Source organism: Niabella aurantiaca DSM 17617 (genome assembly GCF_000374125.1).
Taxonomy (GTDB): domain Bacteria; phylum Bacteroidota; class Bacteroidia; order Chitinophagales; family Chitinophagaceae; genus Niabella; species Niabella aurantiaca.
The window spans coordinates 126,100-146,005 of record NZ_KB893628.1 but is presented as its reverse complement, the minus strand read 5'-3'; the positions used below and the strand labels follow the sequence as shown (position 1 = coordinate 146,005).

The 19,906-nt window shown below is 50.4% G+C and carries 14 protein-coding genes and 1 tRNA gene; 10 read left to right on the top strand and 5 right to left on the bottom strand.

Annotated elements, in window-relative coordinates; translation table 11 throughout:
* Complete coding sequence (locus B160_RS0109690; RefSeq protein WP_018627715.1) at positions 1-1,497, top strand: Y-family DNA polymerase; 1,497 nt, start codon at positions 1-3, stop codon at positions 1,495-1,497.
* A gap of 10 nt (positions 1,498-1,507) precedes the next feature.
* Positions 1,508-4,738 carry an error-prone DNA polymerase gene (locus B160_RS0109685; protein WP_018627714.1) on the top strand — a complete coding sequence of 1,077 codons (3,231 nt, stop codon included), beginning with the start codon at positions 1,508-1,510 and terminating at the stop codon, positions 4,736-4,738.
* 192 nt (positions 4,739-4,930) lie between these two features.
* Here B160_RS0109685 and B160_RS0109680 read toward each other — a convergent pair.
* Positions 4,931-5,003, bottom strand: a tRNA-Thr gene (locus tag B160_RS0109680).
* 203 nt (positions 5,004-5,206) lie between these two features.
* Between B160_RS0109680 and B160_RS0109670 the strand changes: the two genes are divergently transcribed.
* The 5 genes from B160_RS0109670 to B160_RS32100 all read left to right on the top strand — a co-directional run bounded on the left by B160_RS0109670 (position 5,207) and on the right by B160_RS32100 (position 8,776).
* Positions 5,207-5,746 (top strand): RNA polymerase sigma factor, encoded by a 540-nt coding sequence (locus B160_RS0109670; RefSeq protein WP_040679686.1) that lies wholly within the window; start codon positions 5,207-5,209, stop codon positions 5,744-5,746.
* Positions 5,747-5,748: 2 nt separating this feature from the next.
* Positions 5,749-6,543, top strand: a complete 795-nt coding sequence (locus B160_RS0109665) for an anti-sigma factor (RefSeq protein WP_018627711.1) — start codon at positions 5,749-5,751, stop codon at positions 6,541-6,543.
* Between the two features lie 240 nt (positions 6,544-6,783).
* Positions 6,784-7,506, top strand: a complete 723-nt coding sequence (locus B160_RS0109660) for a ferritin-like domain-containing protein (protein WP_040679684.1) — start codon at positions 6,784-6,786, stop codon at positions 7,504-7,506.
* Positions 7,507-7,531: 25 nt separating this feature from the next.
* Positions 7,532-8,353, top strand: a complete 822-nt coding sequence (locus B160_RS0109655) for a ferritin-like domain-containing protein (protein ID WP_018627709.1) — start codon at positions 7,532-7,534, stop codon at positions 8,351-8,353.
* 18 nt (positions 8,354-8,371) lie between these two features.
* Positions 8,372-8,776, top strand: coding sequence for a hypothetical protein (locus B160_RS32100; RefSeq protein ID WP_018627708.1), 405 nt, complete (start codon positions 8,372-8,374; stop codon positions 8,774-8,776).
* A 43-nt stretch (positions 8,777-8,819) separates the two neighbouring features.
* Here the strand turns inward: B160_RS32100 and B160_RS0109645 are convergent, their stop codons facing one another.
* The 4 genes from B160_RS0109645 to B160_RS0109620 all read right to left on the bottom strand — a co-directional run bounded on the left by B160_RS0109645 (position 8,820) and on the right by B160_RS0109620 (position 15,846).
* Entirely contained in the window at positions 8,820-9,740 is a 921-nt protein-coding gene (locus B160_RS0109645) for an NAD(P)/FAD-dependent oxidoreductase (protein WP_018627707.1), read from the bottom strand.
* Between the two features lie 360 nt (positions 9,741-10,100).
* Entirely contained in the window at positions 10,101-12,140 is a 2,040-nt protein-coding gene (locus tag B160_RS0109635) for an RCC1 domain-containing protein (protein ID WP_018627705.1), read from the bottom strand.
* A gap of 902 nt (positions 12,141-13,042) precedes the next feature.
* A complete protein-coding gene (gene dgt, locus B160_RS0109625; protein WP_018627703.1) occupies positions 13,043-14,428 on the bottom strand; it encodes a dGTP triphosphohydrolase in 1,386 nt (461 codons plus the stop codon).
* Positions 14,429-14,520: 92 nt separating this feature from the next.
* Positions 14,521-15,846 (bottom strand): Gfo/Idh/MocA family protein, encoded by a 1,326-nt coding sequence (locus tag B160_RS0109620; protein WP_018627702.1) that lies wholly within the window; start codon positions 15,844-15,846, stop codon positions 14,521-14,523.
* 183 nt (positions 15,847-16,029) lie between these two features.
* On the opposite strand from B160_RS0109620, the gene B160_RS30550 reads away from it, so the two are divergent.
* The 3 genes from B160_RS30550 (at position 16,030) to B160_RS0109600 (ending at position 19,902) form a co-directional block, all read left to right on the top strand.
* Entirely contained in the window at positions 16,030-17,373 is a 1,344-nt protein-coding gene (locus tag B160_RS30550; protein ID WP_018627700.1) for a TlpA family protein disulfide reductase, read from the top strand.
* A gap of 79 nt (positions 17,374-17,452) precedes the next feature.
* A complete protein-coding gene (locus B160_RS30545; protein WP_018627699.1) occupies positions 17,453-19,150 on the top strand; it encodes a sensor histidine kinase in 1,698 nt (565 codons plus the stop codon).
* Positions 19,147-19,902 (top strand): LytR/AlgR family response regulator transcription factor, encoded by a 756-nt coding sequence (locus B160_RS0109600; protein WP_018627698.1) that lies wholly within the window; start codon positions 19,147-19,149, stop codon positions 19,900-19,902. Before B160_RS30545 ends, B160_RS0109600 begins: the two co-directional genes overlap by 4 nt.
* The last annotated feature ends 4 nt before the right edge of the window (positions 19,903-19,906 follow it).

Here is a 19,906-nt window from a genome sequence, read left to right as displayed (position 1 = left end):
ATGGGCCGGTATTTATCCATATGGTTGCCTGCGCTTCTTTCAGACAGGTTATTGCGTCTCCGGCCGGAGCTGGGGAAGATCCCTTTTATTGTAGTGGTACCGGAGCGGGGCCGGCTGGTGGTAAAGGCCGCCGGCCCGCTGGCCGTAAAAAAAGGGATCGTACGCGGCATGGTAGCGGCCGATGCAAGCGCCATGCTTCCGGAACTGCGGTTGTTCCATTACAAACCGGCAACCGAAGAGCGGCTGCTGAAAGGGCTGGCTGAGTGGTGTCTCCGTTTTACGCCTGTTGCTTCGGCAGACCCGCCGGAGGGGATCGTGTTGGACATCAGCGGCTGTCCGCATTTATGGGGTGGAGAGCCGCCCTACCTGGATGCCATTACCGGATCATTAAAGAAAAACGGCTACCACTCAAGGGCAGCCATTGCCGATACGGTGGGTGCAGCATGGGCAATGGCCCGTTTTGGAGGAAAGGATCTGATAGTGGCCCCGCAACAGCAACAGGAGGCGTTGCAACTGCTGCCACCTGCAGCGCTGCGCCTGGAACCGCCGGTGCAGGAGCGGCTGCAAAAGCTGGGTTTTAACCATATCGGCAGCTTTATTTCGATGCCCGCGACGGTTTTACGCCGGCGTTTCGGGCAGGAGCTGTTAACACGCATCGCACAGGCGCTGGGCCATTTACAGGAGCGACCCCTACCCCTGCAGCCTGCGCCCGTTTTCAGAGAACAGCTACCCTGTGCAGAGCCGGTGCATACCCGGACGGCCATTGATATTGCATTGGAAACGTTGCTGCAACAGCTTTGCCACGGCCTTCAGCAGGCTGGCAAGGGATTACGCTCTGCTGTTTTTAAGATCGATACCGTGGATGGAGGATCACAGGAAATTTTTATTGGTACCAACCGGCCGGTACGCAATACGGCGCATCTGCTGAAGCTGTTTGAACCGAAGATCACAACAATAGTCCCGGGGATGGGCATAGAAATGTTTACGCTGGAGGCCCCGGCTGTGGAAGCGCTTTCGGGCCGGCAGGAAGCTATCTGGAATACCCTGGGGGGCACAGATACCGGTACGGAGCTGGCGGGTTTGCTGGACCGGATCGCCGGCCGGATGGGAGATGCCGCCATAAAGCGGTACCTGCCGGCCGAACATTACTGGCCCGAACGCTCTTTTATGCCGGCAGGCCTGTTTGAAAAAGCCGTAACCGCCTGGCGCAGCGACCGGCCACGGCCGGTATACCTGTTGCCAAAACCCGAACCGGTCATTGTTGCAGCACCGATACCGGATTATCCGCCCCTCCTCTTCCGCTACCGGGGAAAGGTGCACAACATAGCAAAAGCAGATGGCCCGGAACGTATTGAACAGGAATGGTGGCTGGAGCAGAACCAGGTACGCGATTACTATGTGGTGGAAGATGAGGAAGGCAGCCGGTACTGGCTGTTCCGGGCAGGTCATTACGGAGCGGAAAAACCACAATGGTTTCTTCACGGATTCTTTGCATAAAAAGACATTGATGCACTACACCGAATTACAGGTTACGACCAACTTTAGTTTTCTGCGGGGCGGATCGCATCCCGAGGAGCTGGTAAAACAGGCTATTGAACTGAAGTATACGGCCCTTGCCATCACCGACCGCAATACCCTGGCAGGAGTGGTACGTGCTTATGCTGCGGCAAAGAACACGGCCCTGCGGATCATACCTGCCTGCCGGCTGGACCTTGCGGATGGTCCCAGCCTGTTGACCTATCCAACCGATAAGGAGGCATACAGCCGGCTATCGGCTTTGTTAACGGAAGGGAACCTGCGTACGGAGAAAGGAAAATCTGTGTTGTATAAGGCCGATGTGTACCGGTATGCAAAAGGCATGAAGTTTATTGTGGTGCCTCCGCCGGAATTAAATGCATCCTTTGACCTGGACCAGGGATTTAAAGATGCCGTAAAGGAATACAGGAAAGCGTTGGGACAGCAACTGTACCTGGGGGCGGTATGTACCTACCAGGGCAATGACGCGAAGAAACTGTTCAGGCTGGCGCAACTGGCGGAACGGTACGGTGTTCCGATGGTAGCCACCAATGATGTGCATTATCATGAAGCGGCAGGAAGGGAATTGCAGGATGTGCTGACCTGCATCCGCGAAAAATGTACCATACAAACGGCCGGTTACCGGCTCTGCCAGAACGCAGAGCGGCATTTGAAGGATGAAAAGGAAATGCAGCGCTTGTTCCGGCAGTATCCCGATGCGATCGCCCGTACACAGGAAATAGCGGCAGCCTGTCAGTTCTCCCTGGGGATGCTCAGCTATGTATACCCCGAAGAACTTACGACGGAGGGGCGCACACCGCAGCAGGAGCTGGAATACCTGGTTTGGAAGGGCGCAAAGGAAAAATTTGACAAAGCTGAGATGATGCCGGAGAAACGGGAAGAGATCCACATTGCTATTAAGGAAGAACTGGCATTTATGGCGCGTAAAAATTATGCGCCCTATTTCCTGACTGTTTATGACCTGGTACGTTTTGCACGCAGCAGGGAGATCCTTTGCCAGGGCCGGGGCTCTGCGGCCAACTCGGTGGTTTGCTATTGCCTGGGCATTACGTCGGTGAACCCGGCGGAAATTAAACTGCTCTTTGCCCGCTTTATGTCGGATGAAAGGGATGAACCACCGGATATTGATGTAGATTTTGAGCATGAGCGGCGCGAGGAAGTGATGCAATATATTTATGACAAGTACGGGCGCGACCGGGCGGGCATTGTGGCCACTGTAACGCAGGTGCACTGGAAGGGTGCAGTGCGGGATGTGGCCAAGGTGATGGGATTATCGGCCGATGCGGTGGACCACCTGGCAAAATCGGAGTATGAATTTACACAGGACTGGGCAGAGGGAAAGTGGAAGTCGAGCGGAGGGTTTACCGCACATGACCCGCATCTGTTGAAAACGCTGGAGCTCACCCGGCAATACATCGGTTTCCCCCGGCAGCTGGGGCAGCATACCGGGGGCTTTGTGATCACGCAGGATAAATTATCAGACCTCTGCCCGATCCTGAATGCGCGTATGGAAGGCCGCACCTGTATCGAATGGAATAAAGAAGATATCGAAGCGCTTAAATTCTTAAAAGTAGATGTGCTGGCCCTGGGGATGCTCACCTGCCTCCGCAAAGGATTTGACGGGATCAAAAATCATCATGGGCTTGCGCTGACGCTGGCTACTGTTCCACAAGGTGATCCGGAAGTATACAAGATGATCAGCCGGGCCGATACTATCGGGGTATTCCAGATCGAAAGCCGGGCGCAGATGTCGATGCTGCCCCGGTTGCGACCTAAAGAATTTTACGACCTGGTGATTGAAGTGGCCATTGTACGCCCCGGGCCCATACAGGGCAATATGGTGCATCCCTATCTGCGCCGGCGCAATGGCGAAGAGAAAGAGGTCTATCCTTCTAATGAGTTAAGAGAGATATTAAAGCGGACAAGGGGTGTTCCGCTCTTCCAGGAGCAGGCCATGGAGATCGCTATTGTTGGGGCCGGATTTACACCCGCGGAAGCAGATGGCCTGCGCCGGAGCATGGCTACCTTTAAAGCTTCGGGCCAGGTAACAAGATGGCGTACCAAACTGGTAGACGGCATGGTGAAAAAGGGGTATGAAAAGGACTTTGCTGAGCGGGTATTTAAACAGCTGGAAGGATTTGGAAGCTATGGTTTCCCGGAAAGTCATGCCGCCAGTTTTGCCCTGCTGGTATATATCTCCTCCTGGATCAAGTATCATTACCCGGATGTTTTTTGCTGTGCCTTGCTCAACAGTCAGCCCATGGGTTTTTACCGTCCGGCACAGATCGTGATCGATGCCCGGAAGCACGGTGTGGAAGTACTTCCCGCCGATGTGAACCACTCCTGTTGGGACAATACCCTTGAGGGGAAAAACGGGCGGTATTGCCCGGTACGGCTGGGATTCCGGCAGGTGAAGGGGCTGAAGGAGGAAGAAATGCAGTTGCTGATCGAAAAGAGAACAAATCCCTACTGCAGTATTGTTCAGTTATCGGATGCAGGAATATCGCAAACGGCGCTGGAACATCTTGCAGATGCCGATGCCTTCCGCTCGCTGGGGCTGGACCGCCGGCAGGCCCTTTGGGAAGTAGCGGCCCTGGCAGACAAACCCACCGGGGCATTTGAGGGGCAGCCTTCTGAGAGTGCAACGGAACCCGCCGTGCAGCTGCCGGAGCTGAGCCCGGCGGAGCAGGTGCTGCAGGATTATAGCAGTACCACTTTGTCTTTGAAAGCACATCCGGTAAGCTTTACACGTCCGCAGTTGCAGCAACGGAATGTTGCGCCTGCCCGCATGCTGGAGCAGTGGCCGGCCGGCAGTTTTGTACGTGTGGCCGGATTGGTATTGGTACGGCAGCGGCCACAAACGGCAACGGGGATTTGTTTTATTACAGTGGAGGATGAAACAGGCATTGCCAACCTGGTGGTCTTTCACCGGGTATTTGAGCAATACCGCAGGGAGATCCTGCAGGCAAAGCTGCTGATGGTATCCGGAAAATTACAGAAAGAAGGCGAAGTGATCCATATTGTGGTACAGCGCTGTTATAATATGAATGCACTGTTGAAAGAGGCCGGCACACCGGGCGCGCCCGGGCTCCGGCTTCCGGTAACCTCCTATATGGGCGTAACCCCTCCTTCCGGAAAGGAAAAGGATATCGTGCAAAAAGCAGTACAAGGGGAATTGTTCCCGTCGAGAAATTTTAAATAATGCGGGTCTGGCAACTATATGCAGCGATCTGCGGGTGATTTTTTAGTGATTATGGGGTCGTTTTCGCTGATGCGTGTGTGGGTTTCTGTGTTTGATCTGCAGGAGATCCAATATCCTCAAAAGCACCGATCCATTTTTTACTGTCCGGATCTGCCATAGATCAGCAGACTGTTGCCTGCTGTACATCTTATGAGCCAACCATGGGACTCGAACCCACGACCTGCTATTTACGAAACAGCTGCTCTACCAACTGAGCTAGGATGGCATTCCTAATACAGAATGTAAAATTAAAAGAGAATGCCGGACCGGCAAAACAGAATGACAAATAAATATCATTCCTTCGTACCGTATATCGGAGCAGTATGGGAACACAAGGCGGTTATTTGCGCAAAAAACGGCGACGTTTTTTAAAATACAAAACCAATCTTTTGTTTATTCCGTATATTGTATATCTGATGACTGAAATACTTGAATAGACAACAAACATACTCTGAAGATGAGCTGGTTATACTTTTGAAACAGCGGAGTGAGGAGGCATTCGGCTACCTGTATGACCATTATGCGGATTCACTGAACGGGATCATCCGTAGCTTTGTTTCCGATGAGCAGCATGCCCTGGATGTATTGCAGGAATGTTTTATAAAGATATGGAACCAGGTACACGCATATGATCCGTCGAAGGGGCGTTTGTTTACATGGCTGGTATCGATAGCAAGAAATACGGCGATCGATAAGTTGCGCAGCCGCAGCTGGAAAAATGCTCTTCAGAACAGGGAACTATCTGAGCGGGAGCAAGCCATTCCTGCAACAACGGGCCTGAACATTGATGCAATTGGGTTAAGGGCGGCCGTACACCACCTGAAAGAGGAGCTCCGGCAGGTGCTTGAACTGGCGTATTTCGAAGGGATGAGCCATAGTAATATTGCAGAAGCAACCGGACTGCCGATGGGCACCGTAAAAACAAGGCTCCGTTCCGCACTAATCGAATTAAGAAAATTTATTAAGTAAAGGTGAACATTCAGGAATACATAAAAAGCGGGATTATTGAAAGCTATGTGCTGGGTGTGGCCGGGCCCGAAGAAGCTGCGGAGCTGGAACAGATGCGTGTACTCCATCCGGAAGTGAATGCTGCGATACTGGATTTTGAGCAGGAACTGGAACAGGCTGCGCGGAAGAACGCCATTCCTGTAGCAGGGGATATGAAGGACCAACTGTTTAAACAATTAAAGCTTACACCGCAAATGGTTCCGGTTGCTGCACCCCGCAAAGGCAGCGTGACCGCATTTTCAAAACCGCTTGTGGCCGCGGCTGCGGTGCTGCTCATTGTCAGCATAGCCTATAATATTTATGCGTATCAAAAGGTAAGAACACTGGAAAGAGAAAATAAGGATCTGGCCCTGCAGCGCAGCATGCTGTATGCAAAAGGTGAAATGCTGCAAACACGTGCGGCAGCACTGGATTCCAGTTTACAGTTCTTTTCAGACCCGTCTTCCCTGAAGATCGCGCTAACGGGGATTAAAGAAACCGCCACTACGAAAGCGGTGGTTATCTGGAACAAAAAAAATAAAGAAGTACGATTGACGTTAAAGGCACTTCCTGCTCCCCCTCCGAATAAACAATACCAGCTATGGGCATTGGTGAACGGAACGCCGGTTGACGCGGGGGTTATCGGTGATTGTGCAACCGTATGTGTCCTGAAGAACATAGAAAATGCAGAAGCATTTGCGATCACGCTGGAAAAATCAGGAGGTAGTCCTGCTCCTTCTCTTGACCAGTTGCAGGCCATAGGAAAAATACCCGGATAAAAAACAGGGACTATATAAAACCAGTTTCTTTCCGGATACGTATCTATCCTGTTAGATTCAAGTAATCAATCTTCAGAAACGGGAGCTGTAGCAATACAGCTCCTTTTTGCAATGCCCTCCCCTGCCTGGCAAACCCCGGCCCCCGAAAAATAATTGTAACGAATGCAATCCGGTTTATAAAAGCGTGCGTATATATCAGTATTGAAAGGCCTTTCTGTAACATCTAAAAAAAATACAGATATGAAAAATGATAACTCCATCCGTTTACAGCCGGAGCTTCCTTTTGAAGAAGCGGCACACAAAAAAACAGTCAGCCGGAAAAAATTTCTCTCCGTACTCGGTATTGGCGGTTTAGGGCTTACCGCTATTGCTTCCTGTAACAGGGATGATGACGGCATGACCGGCACGGTACCTCCCGGCGCCATTGACCTTGGGAAAGGCGATACCGGCATCCTGAACTATGCCTATGCGCTGGAGCAACTGGAAGCTGCTTTTTATACCAGGGTTGCACAATCTCCTTTTTCGGGGATCACAGCCACCGAAACAGCATTCCTTACCGACATCCGGGATCATGAAGTAGCGCACCGGGAGTTCTTTAAGAAAGCGCTTGGTGCCGCAGCAATACCCGCATTAAACGTGAATTTTTCTGCGATCGATTTTGGCAAAAGGGATTCGGTCCTGGCAACCGCAAAAGCGTTTGAAGACCTGGGCGTGGCAGCATACAACGGCGCAGGGGCATTGATTGATGATAAAAATTATCTGCTGCTGGCAGGGAAGATCGTTTCGGTAGAGGCCCGGCATGCCGCCTGCATCCGCGATCTTATCAGCAACGGTTCTTTTGCAGACAATACCATTATAGACGCCAATGGTATGGACCAGGCAAAAGCGCCGGCCGACGTATTAATGATTGCACAGTCCTTTCTTGCCTCGAAACTGTGGGGAGGAAATTTACCCAAATCCTGATCATTCATTTTAAAAACGAAACAGTATGAACCTGCATCAACTATTCAGCAGCATTGAAAAAGCGGACCCGGATATTTATGACCGACTCAGCTCCCGCCGTAAAGCCATCCGCAGTTTTTCCGGAATCGGAGGAAAATTAGCGTTGGCGGCAGTACCCCTGGCCCTGGGTGGCCTTTTAAATAAAGCATACGGCCAGTCGGCTCCATCCGACGTCACAGGGGTCTTACAGTATGCCCTTACACTGGAATACCTGGAGGCGGCATTTTATACAAAAGCCGTGGCTTCGGGTATCATACCTGCCGGAGCGCCTGCCGGGGCCCTGACCACGATCCGGGATCATGAGAACCAGCACGTAGCATTTTTAACAGCGGTCATCAAGCAATTGGGTGCAACTCCGGTGTCCAAACCTGCCTTTGATTTTACCGCCGGCGGACATTTTGCAAACGTATTTACGAACTACGATGTATTGCTGGCGGTAGCACAGACCTTTGAGGATACCGGCGTGCGGGCCTACAAGGGACAGGCCGGTGTGCTGATGACCAATAATACCGTACTTACGGCAGCGCTGAACATTCATTCGGTGGAAGCGCGGCATGCATCACATATACGCCAGATGCGGCGCGCACGGACCAATGACGCTGCCATTAAACCCTGGATCACCGGAAAGAATCCCGGGGGGATCAATGATGACGCGGTACAGAAGAGCTACAACGGGGAAGAAGTCACCACCCAGGCAGGAATTGATCTTACCGCCTTTGTAAGCAGCAATGCGGCGTCGGAAAGCTTTGACGAACCCCTGACATACAACGACGTGATCGCCATTGTACAACCCTTTATCAAACAGTGATCCATTTAAAAAAAGAATATGAAAAAAGCAATACTGATCGCTGCCTGTTTTATGATAAACAGTGCATTGTCAAATGACCTGAAAGCAGGAAATGAAATACCTCCGGCATCCTGCTCAAAAAAAACCGAATGGAAAAAAGTAACGAACCAGGCCTGGCCGGGTGTAAAGGATGGTACAACCTACTGGTATAAGATCGATAAGAAAGCCAAACTCTGGTGGAGCACCGATGGTAAGCAATGGGCTGCTGTTGAAGGCGGAGCCTGGATGGATAAAGACGGAAAGTGGTTGAAGATCCATGCCGGTAAACTGGTGTGGTCTGCAACCGGGGAAAAATGGGAAGAAGTTCCGGAATGGAAATGGCAGGGCTCCGATGGTAAATGGTACCGGTTTGACCGGCATTGGGTACTGTGGGTCAACGAATGATCAGGAGCTCTTTCCCGCAGGGGACGCTGCCGATGGTGCGATCTCATGCCGGGATCATAAAGTTTTCCTGCGAAAGGTCATTATTGACCATGGCTCCCGCCAGATTGCCTCCGGCTACGGCACTCGCTACTGAGCGCATCGGAGACACCGCATCGCCGCAGGCAAAGACACCGGGCACCGTCGTTTTTTGAAAGGCGTCTACCTGGATGTATCCCTGCTCGGTAAGCGCACATCCAAGTGTGGCCGGCAGGTTTGAGTGTTGCACAAAAGGCACCCGGGCATACAGGGCATCCAATAACAGGGTGCTGTAATCGTTGAAAATAACGCGATGTATCTGCCCCCCGGTATGCGCTACTTCACGGATGCCGGTTTGTCGTACGGCAATATGATGGGTTTGCAGCTGATGCCATTCTTCATCCGTAAACTCTGGCTCCCCATTGGTCAGCAGGGTCAGATCTTTCGTCAGGTTGTGTACCAGCTTCGCCAGGTGCAGGGCCGCGGAGCCATTTGCCAGGATACCTGTTTTCCGGTTCCGGTACTCGTAGCCGTGGCAATAGGGGCAGTGGATCACGGATTTACCCCAGCAATCCGCCAGGCCTTTGATGTCCGGCAGCAGGTCTTTGATGCCTGTGGCAAAGATCAGTTTCCGGCCTTCAAATACCGCTCCTGAAAGGGTTTCGATGGTAAAATGACTGGAGGAGGCGATCGCCCGGATTGCCGGATCTGTGAGCAGCAATGCGGTATCATAGCATGCCACCTGCTGCCGGGCCAGTGCCGCAATAGCTGCCGGGGGCTTTCCATCCTGGGTGAGAAAGTTGTGAGAATATGGGGTGGTGGCATTGCAGGGCTTTTCACCATCCAGGATCAATACTTTTTTTAAGGACCGGCCCAGCGCCATGGCTGCGGAAAGTCCTGCGTAGCTGCCGCCGATGATGATTGCATCAAAAGATCTGTTTTCTTTCATCGTATGAATTTTATTTCCCGCATCGTCTCCCGCAGGGGACGCCGCGGATGCTGGGTCCGCTTATGAAGCACCGGTGACAAAGCTACCATTTATTTTTATTTTATGCAACTTTGTTGCAAAAGACATTTTTATACGGCTGCTTCTGAATGATACTTCCGGAGAGGGCAATCCCCTCTCCCGGCAACCCTGTTCTTCCTGGGATGAAAATGTTTTCATCCTGAATTTGCATCTTTTTTTACGATGTCTTCCGCAGGGGCGCTGCGGGTGCTGATGTGTTCTGAAACAACAAAAACCCCCGGGGATTTCTCACCGGGGGTTTTTGTTTGCGATCGAAGACCGCGCTTTTATGTTTACCGTATTTTATTCTTTTACGGCCTGTATGACTTTGCTGTCGCTGGTTCCGCCGTTCTTGGTTACTTCTTTTACACGGATGAACAATTTTTGGCTGTTATCGATGGAGGCGGCATCCTGTTTTTTACAGGACGAAATTCCAAAGATGCCGGTACCCAGCATGATGGTGAGCATCAGCATCCATTTGTTCCTGCGATTCACCAGCAGGGCTACAAAGCCCAGCAGGGCAATAGAGATACCCAGCATGCTGGTGGCGCTGCTCTGGCTCAGGCTGAACTCATAGCTGAGCGGTACGTTGGAATAGCCATTTTCTGCCTTGCTTTTTACCTCGCCTATTTTTACAAATTCTTTGCCATCTGCAGACGCTTCTATTTCAAAATGGCTGTTGTTCTGTTCTGTAAGCGTGGTAAAGTTTACGTAAAGCTGGTTGCCCCGTATAGATGCGCTTACCTTGTCGAATGAGGCCGGCAGGAAGATGTCATTGGCGCTGATAACGATCTCGGAAGAAGTGGAACCACAATCGCCGCCACTATAAGTATAGGTCACTTTAATGCCCGTGCTCTTTCCGGTAACGGTCAGCAGGCCGGTCTGGGATATGGTAGCCGGACCGTCTACTGTAAAGGTTCCGCCGGCGGGTGTATAATCCAGCTGTATTTGGTCGCCTACATGCACGGTGCCCTGGGGCGGGAACAGCGTAGCAGCACCGGAGCTGGCGGCGCAGATATCCATTACTGATGTTGCAGAGAAGTTATATGTTGGCTCATCCTCGTTATCATTGGAATCATCCGCCATGCTGCCGTGCACTCTGTGTCCTACATAACCAAACTGGCCACTGCATTTTTTAACCACCATGGAAGTGTGTCCCCCGGTTTCAACCGCTACCACCTCGTAGTTGCCGGTAAGGCCGCCCGGAGGCGTTGAGGGATCATAATTCTCGTCGTCGTCTGAAAATCCAAGCATGTTCCGCTCGTTATTGCCCCAGGCCCATACCTTGCCCAGGCTGGTGATGGCGTTTACCGCGGCGCGTCCGTAGTTATCATGCTCGTTGGGGCTGATCCAGGCGATATCGCTGAGATAATTATTACCGGAGCCCGATTTTACCCGTACCCACTCTTCCCGTTCATTTGTGGTCCGGTCGCCCAATTGCCGCTGGCTGTTAGAACCCAGGCTGTACACATAGCCATCCTGGCCCAGGATATAATAGCTGCTGAAGTTGGTAGCACCGGTCATCCCGATCATCTTCGGCACAATATTACCACCACCCTGGGGTTTGGTCAGGGTCATTTGTGTTGCCCGGCTGCGGTCATTATCATTGCTTCCGTCACCAAGGTATGTCACATCCCCCCAGGTCCATACGGTTCCGTCCTCTTTCAGCGCTATAAGACCACCGGGAGCACCTCTAACCGCTACCACATTGCTGAGCGCCGGGTTTCCGCTGGTCGACTGGGTTACCTGATGCCAGGTGCTGGAACCACCGCCGTTGTCGCCGCGCATGTTTTGATTTTGTGAAAGTACCCATACATTTCCGGTACAGGTCAACAGCGCCAGGGTCTGATATGTACCAAACAGCATTTTCACCTGCTCGGGCGCTACCGGCAGGCTGGGAGAAGTGATCTTCTGAAAAGAATTGCTGCTGGTAATACTGCCGCTGATCAGCACACCTTCATCACCCCAGGCGTAAAGTCCGTCTGTAGTAAGCACAACAAACTGTACATCGTCCTGGCTGTTACTTCCTGCAGCGAATTTTAATATATTTCCGGTAAGGCCCGAGTAATTTGCATTGTTGAGCTCCGCCGGCACCAGGTTATTACCGGATCCATTGCTCTTGCTATGCTCTCCCCAAACCAGTACCCGGCCGTCTGCCTGGCGGGTGATGCTGCTATGGAACGTACTCAGCATATTGTCATACTCAATGCTTTTCCAATCTGTAACCTTCAGGTAAGAATTGCCGCAGTTCGTGCACTGGGCCTGTACTGTGGAGGGGGAGAACCCCAGGAGCATCATGCAGAAGATAGCTGATAATGCTGCTGTAATTTTTCTTTGTGTCATTTTCAAATTCAGTTTTATAATGATTGAAATATTTGAACCGGTTGTTGACGGCAGTACAGGGGTGCGGTAAGGGCATACCTGTACAGGCCAGTCTTTTTTGAACTGTTTTGACCGCTGCGAAGAACATCTCCGAAGCCGTCACTGTATTGCCTGTGACCACAGCCATGAACCGTTGTTACGAATTCCTGCCGGGGCAGACCATACGTCTTTTTAAAGGCTGTAAAAGTTTTCAAGAGAGCCATCGCCTTTAACTGCTCAGGGTACCGGTTTCTCCGGTGTTTGGGATCTGTGATGATCCTGCTCATAGTTGCACACTGATCCGCTCCGGATCCAAATGTTTGTTTGGAGGGTATAAGCCGGGCGGCATTCTATGATCACGAACATCCGGGTAGGATGATCCTCAAGACTGCCATAACAAATCAAAAGGAGAGTAGGAAATCATCAGCGTCCTGATGTTTGGTCCTCGTTTTAGCTGCAAACTATCCCGATCATAAGCATCAACGCTGCCTGGTGTAAACAGTGCTGATTGTTTCATTCCCGGTGGCTGCCGGTATTTCATAAAACAGCCTTCAATAGTTAAACATCCCTGTTTGATGTTAATCTTTCGCAAAAGTAAATGGATTGGAAAAGCAGCATGAGGGAATTCGACGAGTGCCGCTGTTTATTCGATAAGTCCGATCAATTACCGGGCGACTTCATAAGGTGGTCAAAAAAAATTGCGGCGGCATCTTAATGTAAGAACCCCTGAAATGTAGTCCTGCCGGTCGTTTTACCGGTTTTGTGCCGCTGATTGCAGACCCTTTAAAGATATCTGTTATATGAGGACTGCTTTACAACATGCATACCTTGCGGCATCTGTACCCCGGACCGGTAAGGAGTGGATTCATTTTTTGACGGGAGGGCTACATTTCAATTCCCCGCAGCTTCCGGTATAGCTTCAGGGCGTACACATCCGTCATGCCGGAAATAAAATCGAGGATATGCATCACTTTGGTATAGGGGCTGCCCGCTTCATCAAAGACATATTGCCGGGGCAGCAGCTCCAGTATTTTCTGATGTTCTTTTTCGCGCAGATCTGCCGTTGTCAATGCCGCCGTAACAAAATCTTCTACCAGTCCTGACATAATGCGGAAACCGGCGATCTCCAGTTCCACTACCTTACGGGCGTTGTAGATCTTCTGCCGGGAGATATCGGCAATTGTTTTCAGCGGTGCTTCCAATCCGGGGATCGCGTCGATCAGGCTTTTGTCAAAGTTTCCGGCCAGGATGGCCTCCCGGTGGTCCCAAAACACGCCGGTGCATTTATAGATCAGTGTGCCGATCGATTTCGCCCGTAAATAAGCAATGGATTCGTTGGGATCCCCGCTCAGGTCATCCGCAACCCGCTCAACCGAGTCCATCCGGGCAGTAGGGTCTGCGGCAATAATGGATAAGAACTGCTCCCGTACCGTGTCGTAGCTCAGGATACCCAGCCGGTGGGCATCTTCAAAATCGATGATATTATAGCAGATATCATCCGCTGCTTCAACGAGGAACACAAAAGGATGACGTTCGTAAACGGTGTCCGGGCCGGCGTTCTCATTGCGGATCATGTTCAGCTCCCCGGTTATTTCCAGGAATACGTCTTCATCAATCTTAAAGTATCCGTATTTTTTCCGGTGAAGGACACCTTTTAAAGAGGCGAGCGATTCGCAGGGGTACTTGATGATGGAACCCAGTGTGCTGTAGGTAAGCCGGAACCCGCCCTTCATCCGCCCGTTCTGCTTCATGGTAAGAATCCGGAGGGCATTGGCATTCCCTTCAAAGGTGATCAGGTCCTTCCATTCTGCAGGGCTGAACAATTGCTTAAAGGCGGTATCTTCCGGCCGGGCAGACCGGTCTCTTTTTTTGAAGTATTTTGAAATGGCTTCTTCCCCCGAATGTCCAAAAGCGGGATTGCCCATATCATGGGCCAGGCAGGCTGCAGCAATAACGTATTTGAGGTCGCTTGTATAAAAAGTAACGGCCTCGGGGTCCTTTTCCACATCCGGCAGCGTGGCGATCTTTTCACCGATCAGCCCCCCCAAAGAACGGCCCACGCTGGCCACTTCCAGTGAATGCGTCAGCCGGTTATGTACGAAGATCTCCTCCGGCAGGGGAAAGACCTGCGTTTTGTTCTGCAGTCTTCTGAAAGGACTGGAAAAGATGATGCGGTCCCAGTCCCGCTCAAAATCGCTCCGGATGTCTTTGGAAGCCTTATCGATCCCGTATCTTTTTGAAGAAAAACAATTGTTCCACGTCATTGCCATGGCCGCAAATTTAAGTCATGCGCCGCAGATTCACAGATTGCTCTGCTTTACGCGGGTGATGAAAAAACAGCGGGCCAGCAGCGAAAGGCGATTTAGACCCGGGGCAGGCTGTACCCGTTGTGATAAGGGGCCATAAAATATTCGGCATTCAGTTTACTGTCGGTAAACCGGTTACGGGTTTTGTCCCAGGTAACTTTCGACTGGCTGCGATAGGCGATATTGCCCATCTGGCAAACGGTGGCGATATGCGCACCGGTCTGAATGGGGCAGTTCAGATCGCTGAACCTGCGGGAGCGGACCGCGTTGATGAAATTTTCTGTATGCTTGTCGAGGCCGTTATCCGAAGGACCTTTACGGGCCATGCTTACTTTTTTGCTGCTGCGTTTCTCCTCCAGCACTTCCCATCCGCCGCGGTCCAGCTCCAGCGTGGCATTATTACCGATAAAGGCGATGCCATGATCTTTTCCGAAAAGACCGTTATCAATGCCCATAGCATGATCCCAGATCAGGTTAAAATTGTCAAATTCATAAAGAGCGGCCAGGGTATCGGGGGTTTCCTGGTAAAGCTCTGGGTAGGCAAAATCGCCGCCCAGTGCCGATACCGTTTTGGGAACGGGGGCATCCATACCAAAAATAGCGTAATCCATCAGATGCACGCCCCAGTCGGTCATCAGTCCGCCGGCATAGTCCCAGAACCAGCGGAAGTTAAAATGGAACCGGCTGGAATTGAACGGCCTTGTCTTTGCCGGCCCCAGCCATTGTTTGTAATCCACTCCCGCAGGAGGCGCGCTGTCGGCTACTTTTGGACCCGGCTTCATCCAGCCCTGGTAGCACCATACTTTCACCGTTCGGATATTGCCCAGCTGACCGGTGCGGATAAAGTCCACCGCATCCCGGAAATGCTGCTGGCTGCGTTGCCATTGCCCGGCCTGTACAACCGTATTGTATTTTTCCTGGGCCGCAACCATGGCCCGGCATTCGGCAATGGAGTTGCCCACCGGTTTCTCCACGTATACATCTTTACCCGCCTGCACAGCGTGGATCATGATCAGCGCATGCCAGTGGTCCGGTGTGCCGATGATCACCGCATCAATATCTTTTCGGTCCAGCAATGAACGGTAGTCTTTATACGTTTTTATCTCTGCGGTGTTGATGTTCATTTTTGAAAGATCCTTCATCCGCTTGTCCAGCACATTCTGGTCCACATCACAAAGCGCGGCCAGCGTTACACCCGGGTTTTTGAGCATGGACACCGTATCGGCCCAGCCCATGCCGTTAATGCCGATAGCACCGATCCGGATCTGATCGGCTGCTGCGCTGTTAACGCGGGAAAAGTTCTTTGTATTAAAAGATTGCAAGGCCAGCCCTCCCAGTGCCAATACGGAGGAGTGGGCAATAAATTTTCGTCTTGAATGCATGGCAAACGGTTTTGTAAAAAGTTGCCCGAATATACAAAAAAATGTAATCGATTACAAAAAAGTATTCAGATACAGCATGCTTTGGATCAGGGGTACATATTGCCCCGTGCCGTATTCAAAATCAGTGCATCCGTATTCAAAATGCCGCTAAAAAAAGCCGTGAGAGCAGCTTTTCTTTGAAAAATGAAAAGATTATGCCTCATCATCATTTTGCTGATACCGGCTGCTGCTTACAGCCAGGTAACCATAAAAGGAACGGTAATAAATGCCCGCGACAGCGTGATCCTGTTTAAAGAGCCGGGTGGGTTTACCAATAACACCCGGAGCTGGCGCGACAGGAAGTATAAGGCCCGCATTGATGAACACAATCGTTTTAGCATTGTGTTGCCCGAAAACGAGATCAATACCTGGCTCATTGAAACCCCAAAGGGGTACCAGTTTTTTGACCTGATTAGCGGAAACAACATTGACGTGATCGCAGATTTTTCTAAAACCGCCCCACTGACCGCCATAAACGAAAATGCGGATGATTTTAATTATACGGCATATGCTGCAGAAAGTGACCCGCGCGATGCTGTGTATTGGAAAGCCGTAAGTAACAAGCGCGCAGACAGCGCCTTGTTACTGCGGAAGCAAAAGGCAGCAGAAAGGACCGGCCTGCTGGATCAATACCGGGAAACACATAAAATGAGCGATCTCTATTACAAATGGCTGCGCTCAAAATACCGGTATGAACCCTACGAAAGAACCCTTGTAGAGAATGTGGACCGTTCTGACACGCTTCACCCGGCCCTGCCAAAACAATTATTTGAACAGGGGTTTGATGATGAGTTCGCCGCATTACATACCCTGGAGTATAACGATGTTGTTGATGCTTATATAAATGAGGCATTTGCCAGGACCGGCAAGCCCTTCACCCCTCAAACGTACTTCGGGTATATTACCCACACCCTTAAGAACAGCACCCGGGATATTCAGCTAACCCGGCTCATGGCCTGGCTGAAAAAGGCGGATGACAGCGTATACCTGCCGGTATATAAAAAATATATTACAACAGTACAGAACAAAAACCTCATAAAAGAAGTGGATGCACTCCGGCAGGAATTTACCCAACCCCCGGCGGCAATGCCTATGGATACACTAACCTCTTTAACGCAGATTTTTAATAAGTATAAGGGCAAAGTGCTGTATATTGATTTCTGGGCAAGTTGGTGCGTTCCCTGCAGGGGCGATTTTCCTGTGGCAGAACGTTTAAAAGAAAAACTGGCCGGAAAGGATATCGTATTTTTATACCTGGGCGGATATCATGATCTGGAGCGGAACTGGAAAAAGGCCCGGGAAGAATTAGACATCGCAGGGGAGCATTATTTTCTGAATGAACGACTAATGAAGCAAGCGGAGGAGGCATTTCATATAAACAGCGTACCGCATTATGTTATAATGGATAAAAAAGGAAACCTTATCGACAGACATGCAGCACGGCCGGATGATGTTTATGAGCAGTTAAATAAATTACTGAAAGATTAAAGAAAAGGAATTGAACCGATACGCTCTATATACGGTTATTGCATGGCTGTTATCCATTCATTGCTTTTGTCAGCAAATAATGACCGACTCCCAGGACGCTTTATTTAAAGCCCCTCTGAAGGGTGAAAAAATAAGAGAAAACTATGACTATCTTGAAAATACAAGCTCCTTAAACCGGAACCCGGGCCCGGCAGGGGAAATTACCCTGGCTATTTTTCATTCCAAAAATGTATATCCCTTTACAGCGCTGAACCGAAAGGAAAAGTTTAAGGAAGGCGATGCTTTTGTTAAAGCATATGGAGACGGTAGGAAGTATATGCTTTCATTTGGTTTTTTGGGAAACGGGATCGTGCCGCTTTTTGATTCTTCTTCAATTATTGTAACCGCCTATGGAATTACGCCGGAAAATAAAAATGACTTTCGGTTCAGGGTGCTTTCCGGTAAAACAACGGTCCTGGTTCCGTGGCAGCCCATCCGCTTTTTTAGCCCGGTGTATATGTACGGGCATTTTTCAGCTTCAGGTGTGGAATACAAAGAGATGGCCTACCTGGGAGCGTTTAATGCTTCAGTAGGAAATGACATCATCGTAGAAGTAAAAAACGTAAAAGATCCGGAATCCCTCAGTGCCGTTACCGCATTCTGGGCAAAGCGAAGTCCCCAAGTGATCGCCACCTTTACTTCAGGAGCAATGAAATCGTTTTTTGAGGTATATAAATACCAGTGGAAATATGATTTTCAACAGCCCCGGTCTACCTATTATGGCGATATAAAAACAAGACCGCCCGATAGTCTGCTGCATCTGCAGAAGACATTTTCGTCGTTTGACAGGGATCTGTTCTTTTACCTGAAAGACAAAGTAAAATCTGAAACGCTGGTGGAGTACAACCTCGTGCATAACCAAAAAGACAGCAGTGGCTGGAGGAGCAATAATTTTGATCCCAATATCATCTGGCTGCAGCAGCTAAAGCCCGGGGACTACCAGCTGCTATTACGTTATGCCTTTCAACGGCAAACAGTCAGCGCTTATACTTTCATGATCAAACCTGCCTGGTACCAGGCCCTTTGGTTCAAAGTACTCATGGGTACCGCGGTTATGATCGCGCTTGCTTTTCTGATCATCCTTTATATAAACCGGCTGCAGCATAAAAAACTAAGAGCAGCGGCATTACAAAAGCAACGGGTTTCCACGGAATTAAAATCCATCCGCTCGCAGTTTAACCCCCATTTTGTATTCAATGCATTGAGCTCTATACAGGGATTGATCACAAAGAATGATACGGCCGGGGCCCATCAGTACCTGTCGGAGTTCAGTACCCTGATGCGCGAATCGCTGAAGGGGAGCGACCGGGAAATGATTAGTATCACCCATGAAACCGCGATACTCCAAAAGTACCTGAACCTGGAACAACTGCGCTTTGGATTCAGGTATAACATAAGCGTGGATGAGGCGATCGATGGCAATGCGGTTGAAGTACCGGCGCTGTTGCTGCAGCCGCTCGTGGAGAACGCCGTTAAACACGGTATTGGGGCCTTGCAGGAAAAAGGAGTATTGCAAATTAACTTTAAAAAAGAAAACGATGATCTGGTTGTAACGGTGACCGACAACGGGAAGGGGTTTGATGCAGGAGCGCAAACGGGAGGCTTTGGCCTGAAGCTGACCAGAGACCGGATACTGCTGCTGAATAAAACCCTCCCGCTGCAGCAGATAGCGCTCTCTTTTGATAAAGATGAAAAGGGGACCACAGCAAGAATATATTTTAAAAACTGGCTATTATGATCCGGGCGGTAATGATCGATGATGAACGCAATAATATTGATAACCTGGAAGGGTTGCTGCGCCGCTATTGCCCGCAGGTAACCATCGCCGGCATGGCAATGAATGCAGACGACGGGGCCTTATTGATAAAAAAACTGAACCCCGATCTCGTTTTCCTGGACATACAGATGCCGGGAAAGAACGGGTTCCGGATGCTGCAGGAGCTTGCCATCCATTCTTTTGAGATCATACTGATCACGGCCTTTGATCAGTACGGCATCCAGGCCATTAAATTTTCTGCGGTAGATTATCTGCTCAAACCGCTGAATATAGAGGAGCTGAAAACCGCTGTGCACAAGGCGGAACGCCGCATCAGCGAAAAAATGCAAAACCGCGAGCTGGAAAACCTGCTGCAGCTGATCCGCAACCGGGAAGAACGTTCTGCACATAAGCTGGCATTGCCAACGGTTAAGGAAACGCGGTTTGTGCACCCGAAGGAGATCATCCGTTGTGAATCGTCGAATGTTTATACCTTTTTCTTTTTAAACGACGGAACGAAGATCACCGTATCGCATCCCATTTTTGAATATGAAGAGCTGCTGGCGGATTATGGGTTTGTGCGCTGCCACCAGTCGCACCTTGTCAATAAAGCCTATATCAGGAGTTGGGTCAAAGTGGATGGCGGATACCTGGTTTTGGAAAACGGCGATAAGATACCCGTGTCGAGAAGTAAAAAAGAAATTGTGCCAAACACATTGATTCATTTAAAATAAAATT